At 51.9% G+C, this 11121-nt stretch carries 12 protein-coding genes; 10 read left to right on the forward strand and 2 right to left on the reverse strand.

Features of this window, described 5'->3' with window-relative positions; genetic code table 11:
* The 3 genes from ACQY18_RS05455 to ACQY18_RS05465 form a co-directional block, all read left to right on the forward strand.
* Positions 1–540 (forward strand): glycosyltransferase (locus tag ACQY18_RS05455; RefSeq protein WP_428039142.1); only part of this gene is annotated, 540 nt, incomplete at its 5' end.
* 47 nt (positions 541–587) lie between these two features.
* Positions 588–1661 (forward strand): glycosyltransferase family 4 protein, encoded by a 1074-nt coding sequence (locus ACQY18_RS05460; RefSeq protein WP_428039143.1) that lies wholly within the window; start codon positions 588–590, stop codon positions 1659–1661.
* Positions 1640–2647, forward strand: a complete 1008-nt coding sequence (locus ACQY18_RS05465) for a glycosyltransferase family 2 protein (protein ID WP_428039144.1) — start codon at positions 1640–1642, stop codon at positions 2645–2647. Before ACQY18_RS05460 ends, ACQY18_RS05465 begins: the two co-directional genes overlap by 22 nt.
* Here ACQY18_RS05465 and ACQY18_RS05470 read toward each other — a convergent pair.
* The gene (locus ACQY18_RS05470) at positions 2624–4135 is read right to left on the reverse strand and encodes a lipid II flippase MurJ (RefSeq protein WP_428039145.1); all 1512 of its coding nucleotides are present in this window, start codon (positions 4133–4135) and stop codon (positions 2624–2626) included. The two genes, ACQY18_RS05465 and ACQY18_RS05470, sit on opposite strands and share 24 nt — an antisense overlap.
* Positions 4136–4170: 35 nt before the next feature.
* Between ACQY18_RS05470 and gatB the strand changes: the two genes are divergently transcribed.
* The 4 genes from gatB to ACQY18_RS05490 all read left to right on the forward strand — a co-directional run bounded on the left by gatB (position 4171) and on the right by ACQY18_RS05490 (position 8368).
* Positions 4171–5616, forward strand: a complete 1446-nt coding sequence (gene gatB / locus ACQY18_RS05475; protein WP_428039146.1) for an Asp-tRNA(Asn)/Glu-tRNA(Gln) amidotransferase subunit GatB — start codon at positions 4171–4173, stop codon at positions 5614–5616.
* A 194-nt stretch (positions 5617–5810) separates the two neighbouring features.
* On the forward strand, positions 5811–6314 hold the full coding sequence (locus tag ACQY18_RS05480; RefSeq protein ID WP_176778048.1) for an OmpA family protein: 504 nt from the start codon (positions 5811–5813) through the stop codon (positions 6312–6314).
* Positions 6315–6346: 32 nt separating this feature from the next.
* The gene (locus tag ACQY18_RS05485; protein WP_176778047.1) at positions 6347–7048 is read left to right on the forward strand and encodes a tetratricopeptide repeat protein; all 702 of its coding nucleotides are present in this window, start codon (positions 6347–6349) and stop codon (positions 7046–7048) included.
* Between the two features lie 6 nt (positions 7049–7054).
* Positions 7055–8368: a hypothetical protein gene (locus ACQY18_RS05490; protein ID WP_428039147.1), complete on the forward strand. Its 1314-nt coding sequence runs from the start codon at positions 7055–7057 to the stop codon at positions 8366–8368.
* 77 nt (positions 8369–8445) lie between these two features.
* Here ACQY18_RS05490 and ACQY18_RS05495 read toward each other — a convergent pair whose 3' ends face one another.
* A complete protein-coding gene (locus tag ACQY18_RS05495) occupies positions 8446–8808 on the reverse strand; it encodes a hypothetical protein (protein ID WP_428039148.1) in 363 nt (120 codons plus the stop codon).
* 100 nt (positions 8809–8908) lie between these two features.
* Between ACQY18_RS05495 and gatC the strand changes: the two genes are divergently transcribed.
* From gatC to ACQY18_RS05510, 3 genes are read left to right on the forward strand one after another with little or no spacing between them, the layout of a single operon-like run.
* A complete protein-coding gene (gatC, locus tag ACQY18_RS05500) occupies positions 8909–9190 on the forward strand; it encodes an Asp-tRNA(Asn)/Glu-tRNA(Gln) amidotransferase subunit GatC (RefSeq protein ID WP_176778044.1) in 282 nt (93 codons plus the stop codon).
* Positions 9191–10609 (forward strand): Asp-tRNA(Asn)/Glu-tRNA(Gln) amidotransferase subunit GatA, encoded by a 1419-nt coding sequence (gene gatA, locus ACQY18_RS05505; RefSeq protein WP_428039149.1) that lies wholly within the window; start codon positions 9191–9193, stop codon positions 10607–10609.
* Positions 10606–11046, forward strand: a complete 441-nt coding sequence (locus ACQY18_RS05510) for an NUDIX domain-containing protein (protein WP_176778042.1) — start codon at positions 10606–10608, stop codon at positions 11044–11046. The genes gatA and ACQY18_RS05510 overlap by 4 nt, the downstream gene beginning before the upstream one ends.
* The last annotated feature ends 75 nt before the right edge of the window (positions 11047–11121 follow it).

An 11121-nucleotide genomic window follows, 5' to 3' on the forward strand; every position in this document is an offset into this window, starting at 1 on the left:
CCCGCCTGTTTTAAGAAAGAAAACAACATTGTGGCGGTGGGCAAACTGGCTAAAGAAAGCGGCTTTGATACCTTACTTAAAACGTGGGCGCGGTTGGCTCCGGCGCATACCTCGTGGCATTTAACGCTGGTGGGGGACGGCACGGCCAAAGCGGCTTTGCAAAAATTTATTGCAAAACACAACCTGCAAGCCAGTACGGAAATCGTCCCCGAGGCCAGCGACGTTTACAGTTTGCTGCGTAATGCGGATATTTTTGCTTATCCGGCCTTAAACCCGGCACAAGCGGATATTTTGTTGGACGCCATGGCCAGCAAACTGCCTTGCGTGGCGTGTGAATCGGCCCCGGTGACGGAGTTGGTAGCTAACGGCATTAACGGACTGATTGTAAACGCGGGGGAAGAAGAACCCTTTACGATTGCGCTGGACGAATTAATGGTCAACTGGGGCAAGCGCGTGGGGTTTGCGGTGGAAGCCGCTAAATTAAAAGAGCGCTACCCGTTTGAAGATTTCGTGCGCGCGTTTGCGGAGTTGCTGGCGTAATTTCGGCCCCGCCTGTGCGGGGCTTTTTTTCTGAAAAGAGGTTTTTTGTGAACATTACCTGTATCATACCCACTTTGGGCGGCGGCGGCGCGGAGCGCGTGATGTTGCAACTTTGCGCCGGGCTCGTTGGGCGCGGCCACCGCATCACCTTGCTCACCCTGTATGACGCGCCGGATTTTTATACGGTGCCGCCGGGTGTGGAGCGGGTGCAGGCCCATGCGGACCCGCAGGCGCAAGGCCTGTGGGCGCGCCTTAAACGGGTATGGCTCTGGCGGCGGGCCATTAAGCGCACGCGGCCGGATGTGGTTATTTCTTTTATGGCACTGGGCGTATTGGCGGCCGCGTGGCTGTTGCGCGTGCCGTATATTTTTGCCGAACATTTGGACGTTTCCAAAGTGCGCCTAAGCCGGCAGTGGCTCAAATGGCGCCTTTTTTTACTTAACCGCGCCGCCCGCGTGGTGGTGCTTTCCTGGCGGGATAAAGCCTATATTGAAAGGCATTACCCCCGTTGGAAAACCAGCGTAATTTATAACCCGGCTTTTGCGCCCCAACAACGTCAGTTGGCCCGCCCGCCCTATTTTACCGCGCCGCATACGGTGCTTGCCGTCGGACGGTTGACCCGCCAGAAAGGCTTTGAGCGCCTGTTGGAAGCGTGGCAGTTAATTCAGCCGCGCTTTGCAAATTGGCGGTTGTGCATTGTGGGCGGCGGCGAAGAAAAAGAAAATCTAACCAGTTTGGCCGAAACATTAGACGTGCAAGGCAGTGTGTCGTTCGTGCCGCCCCAAAAGGATTTATGCGCCGCGTACCAATATGCGGATTTGCTGGTTATGTCCTCGCGCTTTGAGGGGTTCCCCTTGGTGCTGTTGGAGGCCATGGCGGCGGGCGTGCCTGCCGTCAGCTTTGTGTGCAACGGCCCGGACGTAATTATCCGCGACGGCACAGACGGCTTTTTAGTGCCGCAGGGAAATACCGATTTGTTAGCCGAAAAAATGGCGCAACTTATGCAAGATGAATCCCTGCGCCAAGCGTTTGGCTCCCGCGCGCGGGAAGTGTGCGGGCGTTTTAGTCCGGAGCATTTTGTGCAGGAGTACGAACAGTTATGTTTAGCCGCCCGCAAGTAAGCATTATTATCCCTGTATATAATATGCAGGACGAACTGCCCAAATGTTTGGAAAGCGTGGTTTGCCAAACCTTTACGGATTATGAAGTATTGGTCATTAACGACGGCTCCACCGATAATACCACCCAAATTATTCAAAATTTTAAGGAACAGCACCCGCATTTTATGTGCCTTACGCAACCCAATCAAGGGGTGGCGGCGGCGCGGAATGCCGGGCTTTTGCGCGCAGAAGGAACGTATGTTTGCTTTTTGGACGGCGACGATTTTTTAGAGCCGCATTTTTTGCAACGCATGGTATCGGCCGCCCAAAAAACCGGGGCGGAGGTGTGCCTCTGCCCGCGCCCGGTGTATGAAATGCCTACCGGAAAAATCATAACGGAAAAATTTGCTTGCCCACCGGTTATGGTTGGGGCGGAAAAAGCCGCCGCGTTTGAATCTTTCCAAGCCGTTATGAGTGTGTGCGGCAAACTGGTGCGGCGGGAGTGGCTCCAAAAAAATAATATCTGTTTTCCGTTGCAGGCGGTGGCGGAAGATATTTTGCCGTCTGTGCAAATGTTGGCCCACGCGCCCAAAGCGGCCTTTGTGGCGGATACCGCCAGTTATTATTGTGTGGGGGGCAAAAATGCGCTTTCTTCGCGCGTGCAAGGTAAATTTACCGCGTTGTTTACAGCGTTTATGCAGGCGCAGAAATGTTTGGTTAGCGCGGGCCTTTACGCCGCCTGTGCGCGCGGTTTTGAAAATGTGCGCTTAACGTGTTTGTTGAGCCATATTTCCGCCTTTGGGCTTACGGCCGAAGAATGGCAGTTGGCAGTAGAAAACCGGGCGGAATTATTAGCCGTGCCGCTGGGCCTGTTGCGCGGGCGCGCGGCGGTGCTAAAGGTGCAGTTCTTCCTGCTGAAATTGTGTTTGCGGTGCGGGGTTAGTTATCCGCGTGTATGGGCCAAAATAGCGCGGCTTAAAAAATCAGCGTGCGGCAAGCGTGTGTAAGAAAACCCGCCAATCCCCGCTGTATTTGGTCAGCGCCCACAGCGCCGCCAAAAAGATAATGCCGCCTGTAAAAACCGTAAAAAACGGCGCGGAAAATGCACAAAATTTGGTGGCGGCCGCCGCCGGAACCAACGCAATTACATTTAAGGATAAAATCCGCACGCCGTCTAATAAAGAGCGTCCGTAAGCGATTTTGGCAAAGTGTTTGGCAAATAAATATTTATTAATGGCAAAGCCTATCAAACAGCACGCGGCTTGCAAATATGGGTACGCAAACGCGCCCCAATAGTAAATCCCCGCAATTACCGCCCCGGTAAAAAGCAAATTGCTAACCAGTAAATAAGGCAGAGCCTCTTTTAATTTGCGTTGGGCGGCAAACAGGTTGTTTTGCATCATAACCGGCGCCAATAAAACCATCACAAGCAGTAGCGGGCGCAAAAACGCCGCGGCCTCTCGGGCCGATTGGGCGGTAAAATTCCCGCGTTCAAAAAATAAGCGCACAATATCCAACGCATAAAAAGCCGTAAACACAAAAAGCGGCATCAGCAAAAAGAATAAAAAGCGGTTGGTGCGCAAAAAATGTACGTTCAGGGCTTCGCCGTCTTGGCGGGCGGAGTCTTCGCTTAATTGGATTTTGCTAACCCCGGTAATGCGCCAGGTGAGGATTTCCGTGGGGGCGTCCGCCAGTTGCTTGGCGTAATTGAGCGCGCTGACTAACCCGCCCGCTAGGCCGCTGATTAAATACACGGGAATAAGCGTATTAGCCAGGCCCACCAATTCCAACAGTTGGCTGGTTAGTAAATTCTTTTTTAGCCGCGTATGAAAAAGGCCCCGCCCGGGGGTAAAATCCCACCCGCACCGCGTTTTTAATAAATAGATAAATACGCCCATTTGCAGTACATTGGCCGCCAAAAAGCCGTACACCATGCTGATAATCCCCCATTGTTTGGCGCCTATTAGTAAACACGCAAGCGGAAAGAGCGCATTGGCCGGGGCCAACCATGCGGAGCCGAACAGCTTGCGCATTTCCAACAGGCCGGATAAATAAGTGGTAATTAATTGGCACGCAAACAACAGGCAGACGGCGCTAAATAAATGGGTTTGGCCCGCTAGCAACGCGGGGGAAAAGCGGGTCAGCGCGCGAGCGAGCGCGGTGGGGAAAAGGAGCCCTGCCGCGGCTACTAATCCGCCCAGAAAAATATAAAAACAGAAAACGGTATTCAGCAGGCGCATGCCGGTTTGGGGGGCGGTTTTTTCGGCATTCATAGCCTCCGGGATAAAAACCGCGGCATTGACCCGCTGGGCAAAATTGACCGCCATGCCGCTAAGCATAATCAAATAAAAATATAAGTCTGTATCCGGCCGCGTGCCAAAATAAAGCGCCAGTAAAATGCTGTTCAAAAAGGAACACGCCTTCCACGCCGTGGTGGAGCATACCGCCCACCACGCGCCCTTTTGGTAGGAAACAGGCTGAAAAAGGTTTCGCATATTTGATATTATAATAATTTAGGAGATAGATAACCGTGACAACCAAATTTGAACCTGTTATTGGACTGGAAATTCACGTCCAACTGGCCAGCAAAACCAAACTGTTTTGCTCTTGCCCCAACGGCGTAGGGGAAGACACCAAACCCAATACCGCCGTTTGCCCGCGCTGTACGGGCCAGCCCGGGGTACTCCCGGTACTGACGGAAGGCGCCGTGAAACTTGCCGTAAAGGCGGGGCTCGCGCTGGGGTGCAAAATTAACGAATATTCCACCTTTTCGCGCAAACATTATTTCTACCCGGATTTGCCCAAAGGCTATCAAATCACACAGTTTGATAAACCGATTAACGGCGCCGGGAGCATTGAAATTACCTTCGGCCCCAAAGAAAATTTGCAAAAAAAGAAAATCGGTATTCATCATGCCCATTTGGAAGAAGACGCCAGCAAATCCGCCCACTTTGAAGATTACTCTTTAATTGACTTTAACCGCGCGGGTTGCCCGCTACTGGAAATTGTTTCCATGCCGGATATGCGCAGCCCGGAAGAAGCCTATGCGTATCTGACGGAAATTAAACGCCTGATGAAATGGGTGGAAGCCTCCAACTGTGATATGGAAAAAGGCGAACTGCGCGTAGATGTGAACGTGTCTTTGCGCCCGGTGGGGCAGGAAAAATTCGGCACCCGGTGCGAAATTAAAAACTTAAACTCTTTTAAGGCCGTAAAAGATGCCCTGTATTACGAAATCAACCGCCAGACGGAACTGTTAAATAACGGCGGCCAGGTGGTGCAGGAAACCCGCTTGTGGGATAAAGAGCAAAACGTCACGCGGCCCATGCGCTCCAAAGAGGACGCCTTGGATTACCGCTATTGCCCGGAGCCGGACTTGCCGCCCATTGTGTTAAAACACGAATGGTTGGAAGAGGTCAAAAAGCAAATGCCGGAACTGCCCGCCCAAAAAGAAGCCAAATTTATGGCGGCCGGGTTAAATGCGTATGATGCCGGCGTGCTGACGTCCTCGCTGGACTTGGCCACTTATTTTGAAGCCGTGACGGCGGGCAAAAAGGTGTCTGTCAAAACGGCCTCCAACTGGATTCAGACCGATTTATTGGGTATGCTCCACGCGGAAAAGAAAGAAATTGCCCAAAGCCCCATTTCCGCCCAAACATTGGCAGAGCTGTTGGAAATGGTGGAAGGCGGCAAAATTACCCGCAAACAGGGCCGCGACGTGTTTGATAAAATTTGGCAGGAGGGCGGCTCCCCCAAAGCCATTGTGGAAAAATTGGGTATGGTGCAAGTAAGCGACGAAGGCCAACTGGAAGAATGGGCCAAAGCCGCTATTGAAGCCAACCCCAAAGCGGTGGCCGATTATAAAAAAGGCAACAAGGCCGCCATCGGTGCTTTGGTGGGCGGGGTGATGAAAGCCAGCAAAGGCAAAGCCAACCCGCGGCTCATCAGCCAACTGTTAGCCAAGTTATTGGCCTAATCGGTTTAGTATAAAGAACGGCCGGGCCTGTTGCAAGGTCCGGCCGTTTTTGTGTAAGGGCGGGCGGCAAAAAGGGAAAGCGTTTGCCTGCAACCCACTTTAGTACGCGCACGCGGGAGGTTTTGTATTGACCCGGGGGCAAAAATTCTGCTATCATTTATAGGTAGACTCAATATTTAATAATGGAGATACAAATGAAGAACTTATTGAAAGTAGTTTTGGTGTTGTCTTTAGCTGCCGGCTTGACCGCTTGCAAAAAGAACATTAAAGACGATGCCAACGCCGACTTGACCGCCGGCACTTCCAGCGAAATGGTATTGGAAGAAACCACGACCGAAGTTGTTCCCGCTGTGGAACTGAGCTTGGGTACGGTGCATTTCGCCCTGGACAAATACAATCTGACTGCGGAAAACCGCAAAGTATTGGAAGCCAACGCCAAGGCCATTAAAGCCAAAGCTGCCGAAGGCTTCAAAGTAGTGGTGGAAGGCAACTGCGACGACAGAGGCACTATCTCTTACAACATCGCTTTGGGCGAAAAGAGAGCCAACGAAGTAAAAGCCTATTACACCCGCTTGGGTATTGCGGCCGAAAACATTGCCGTTGTTTCTTACGGCGAAGAAAAACCGGTCTGCTACGAAGCTACGCAAAGCTGCTGGGCGAAAAACCGCCGCGCGGATACCGTACTTATCGTAAAATAAACAGTCTTTAATAAAAAGGAGCCCGAACCGCTATGAAACAAGTGCTTAAACTTATTTTTATAGGAGGTTCGGGCTTTGCTTTATGCGGCTGTTTAGCCAGCGAGCGTGACATGGGCACGCTTAAATTACAGCTTAAAGAACTGAACGATTCCATTTCCGTTTTGCAAACCAATCAGGCTGAATTGGCTACCAAAATGGAAGAACTGACGCAAAGCCTTTCTGTATCCAGCGAAAATTTATCCCAACTGGATACGCAAATGGTGCGCTTGTCTACGAAACTGGACGATTTATCCGCCACGGTGCGCACGCCTGCCCAACCGGCGGCGGCCCAAGCCCCGGCCACCCAGCAAGCGGCGGCGGTGTTGCCGTCCGACTTATTCAACGAGGCCAAAGGCTTGCTGGATAAACAGTCTTATGCGGCGGCGGCTACCGGGTTTAAGTTGTATATTTCCAAATATCCTACCAGTGAACAAGCCGAACAAGCCTATATTTATTTAGGGGATGCGTACGCGGCAGACGGCCAAGCCAAACCGGCGGCTATTGCGTATGCCACCCTGTTGCAAAAGTTTCCTCAAAGCAAATTAACGGCCACTGCCCGCCTGAAATACGCGCGCAGTATTGTGCCCTTGGGCAAGACGGAAGAAGCCCGCCGTTATTTGGCATCCGTCGTGCAAGAATTTCCTTCCACCCCGCAAGCCGAACAGGCCAAAGCGGAGTTGGCAAAACTAAAATAACCTTTTATGAAAAATTTAATTAAGTGTATTCTGCCGCTACTTTTGTTAGCCGGCGTGGTGAATGTCGCTTTTGCGCGGCCTAATACGGATGTTTACATTGGTATTACCTCTTACGGTAGCCAAAAAGTGCCCGGTTTGGGTCTGCCGGAGTTCAACGCCCCGGCTAAAGCACAAAATGCCGCGCAGGAAGTGCGCGATGTGCTTCGTGCGGATTTGATGTATATGCGCTATTTTGATGTGCAGGAATCCGGCCCCGCTTTTAACGAAAAGCGCGTGCAGGACAGCGTGGGCGCGTGGGGCAAACAGGGCGCGGCGTATGTGCTGGCGGGGAGTGTGTCTTATGCAGAGCCGCATTACACCATCCGCCTGTATGTTTATGACGTCAGCACGCGCACGGCAGTATTTGCCAAGGCTTATAAAGGTACGCAATCCAGCTTGCGGCGCTTGGCCCATGTGGCGGCGGACCAAATCGTCAGTGCGCTAGTGGGCAAGTGCGGTATTGCGGATACTAAAATTGCTTTTGCCAACGACGCCACCCGCAGAAAAGAAATTTATGTGGTGGATTACGACGGCCAAAATTTACAAAAATTAACGAACGATAAAAGTATTGCCCTGCTCCCCCGGTGGTCTAAAGAGGGGCGGATTTATTACACTACTTACCGCTATGGCAACCCGGATATTTTTGCGATTGATATGAAACTGGGCAAAATTGCACCGGTGGTCATTCGCGGCGGGCTGTCCTTAATCGGCGGTGTTTCGCCCGACGGAAAAGCCTTAGTGTTTACCAGCTCCGGCGGCTCTAACCCCAGTATTTATGTATACAATTTGGAAACCCACAAAAAGACCCGCCTGACGAATAAAGCCTCTGTGGACGGCTCGCCGTCTTACTCTCCGGACGGAAAATATATTACGTTTGTATCCAACCGGGCCGGCAATCCGCAAATTTATGTAATGAATTTGGAAACAGGCGATACCCGCCCCTTAACCCGCAGTTTCAACTGGTCGGACTCTCCCCAATGGTCGCCCACCGGGGAATGGATTGTGTTTGCGGGGCGTGAATCGCCGTTTCATCCCATGGATATCTTTTTGGTGGACTTAACGGGCACGCAAATCCGCCGCTTAACAACGGATTCGGGCACGAACGAAGACCCCACCTGGTCCCCCGACGGGCGTTTTATTGCCTTTACCACCACGCGCAACGGCGGCAAACGCCAGCTGTATGTGATGGATTTTGACGGCAGCGCCCCGCACTTAATTGCGGACCTGAAAGGCAACTCCTATACGCCGCACTGGAGTTTTGATAATAATTGCAGACAATAACAAAAGCCGGGCACCTCGCCCGGCTTTTTTGTGAATTTTCGCACAGCCCTGCGGTGTTGCGCGGGGCTTTTGGTGTGTTAGGCGGCGGATAAAATCGCGCCGAGCAGGGCCATAATCGCCCCGCCGAAAAACACCACCGCTATTACCGGCAACAACACAATGGCTATTGTCAGCCAGCTGAATACGGCTACCCAAAAGGCGGTGCTTTTGGCTTCTTGGGTGTGGCCGTCGCGCGCCAAATCCTGCGCGCGCAAGGCCAGTATCAGCGCCGCCAAGGCCAGGGCAATCGTAAAAAATCCCGTAAAGCAGGATAGTAATACGGCCACAATCGCTAGCGTAAAATGGGAATTTACGCAATTTCCGCCGGTGGCCGCACAGTGGCAGTCTTCGCGGTTTTTATCGTTGATTTGGCATTGGGAATTATTTTCTTCGTCTGGCATTTTACCCCCTTGCAACCGGGCCGGCAACGGCAAATTTTTCGTGCCTAGCCAAGCTGCCCCATTATTATATAAAATATAATTTCTAGGAGTGCATTATATTATGGAAATAACCAAAAAAGATGTGGAACTTTCCGGCAAATTGGCCAAAATGAAAGTGACCGACCAAGAAGCCGATATTTATAAAGAACAATTAGAAGCGTTGTTTAAGTGGGTGGCCGAGTTAAAGGCCGTCAATACGGACGGCGTAGAACTGGCGGAAGCCTCCCTTTGCGCGCACATGCGTAAAGACGAACCGGTGCAGGACCCGGCGTTAGCCCGCACGCTGATTGGTGCTTTTAACGACCAAAAAGACGATTGCGCCAAAGTGAAAAAGGTACTGTAAATGAATATGACCATTTCTGAAATTTTAAGCAATATCCAATCCGGCAAACAAACGGCCGAGGCCGTCACCCGGGCGTGTTTGGCCAAAATTGCCGAACTCAACCCCACTATCAATGCATTGGTGGAAGTGTGGGCCGAGGACGCTTTGAAACAAGCGCAGGCCGTGGACGCCAAAAAAGCCCGCGGGGAAAAACTGGGCGCGCTGGCCGGTGTTCCCGTGGCTATTAAAGATAACATTTTATATAAAGGCCATAAAGCCACTTGCTGTTCCAAAATGTTGGCGGATTATGTGGCCCCGTATAATGCCACCGTGGTAGAACACCTGTTGGCGGCGGATGCGGTGATTATCGGCCGCGCCAATATGGACGAATTTGCCATGGGTAGCAGCAACCAAACCTCCGTGTATGGCCCGGTGCATAACCCGGTGGATACGACACGCGTTCCGGGCGGAAGCTCCGGCGGCAGTGCGGCGGCGGTGGCTTGCGGAATGGTGCCGGTTGCATTAGGTACGGATACCGGCGGCTCCGTGCGTCAGCCGGCGGCTTTTTGCGGCGTGGTGGGTATGAAACCCGGCTACGGGCGTATTTCCCGCTATGGCATAATAGCCTTCGCCTCCAGTGCAGACCAAGTGGGCGTACTGGCCAACAATGTGGACGATTGCGCCACGGTGCTGGAAGTTATCTCCGGCAAAGATATGAATGACTCCACCAGTTTAGAAGCCCCGGTGCCGGATTATAAAGCTGCTTTTACGGCGGACTTAAAAGGTGTGCGCGTGGGCCTGCCGAAAGGATTTTTGGACGGCTTGGCCCCGGTCATTAAAAAACAGGTGGAAGCGGCCGCCAAACAACTGGAAGCCCAGGGCGCAACCTTGGTGGAAGTAGATGTTCCGCACGCTAAATACGCGGCCCCTTGCTATTATATTATTACCAGTGCGGAGGCGTCCTCCAACTTGGGTCGTTATGACGGCATCCGCTACGGCTACGCCGCCAAAGAGGCCCATGGATTAAACGATTATTATGAGCTTTCCCGCGCGCCGTTTGGGCTGGAAGTTAAAAAGCGTATTATTATCGGCACTTACGCGCTGACCTCTGCCCGCTATGAAGAATGTTTTGTAAAAGCAATGAAAGTGCGCGAACTGCTCCGCCGCGATTTTAAGAAAGCGTTTGAACAAGTGGACGTTATTTTAACGCCCACCTCTCCCACTACCGCTTTTAAGTTGGGCGCACACGACGAAAACCCGCTCTCTTTGTATCTGGCGGATTTATACACCTGCCAAGGCAACATTGGCGGTTTGGGCGGGATTAGTGTGCCGTTTGGTAAGGACGAAAACGGCCTGCCGATTGGGGTGCAATTTTATGCGCCTATTTTGAAGGAAGAAGTAGCCTTAAATGTGGCGCACCACCTAGAGAAAGCACTATGATTGTTTCCGAATTTTCGTGCGGCGGTGTAATTTTAGACGGGCGTAAGGTGCTGTTGGTTCAAGTTAAAAATATGAAAGGCAAAAAAATTTGGACCTTCCCCAAAGGCCATATTGAGGCCAACGAAACGCCCCGTCAGGCCGCTTTGCGCGAAGTGCTGGAAGAAACCGGTTATAAAGCGGTGATTGTCCGGCCGATGATTCGGGTAAAATATGCGTTTACTTTCCAGGGCAACTATGTTAAAAAAATGGTGCAGTGGTATTTGATGAAAAAGCTGGGGCGCATTGGCAAACACGACGCGGCGGAAATTATTTCTATCCGTTGGGTGTCTTTAACCAAGGCGCGCGAGTTGGTGCAGTATCCCAGTGATATACGGCTGGTGGATATGTTGTTGGCGAGTTTACACATATCGCCCGTAGAGTTGCCCGAAACCGAGTAGATAACAACTGGTGGTAGGATTTAGAGATTAACGCACAAGGGGAAAAATAACATTTTTCCCCTTGTTTGCGTTTGA

It is taken from the genome of Candidatus Avelusimicrobium faecicola, assembly GCA_900540405.1.
Taxonomy (GTDB): Bacteria; Elusimicrobiota; Elusimicrobia; order Elusimicrobiales; family Elusimicrobiaceae; genus Avelusimicrobium; species Avelusimicrobium faecicola.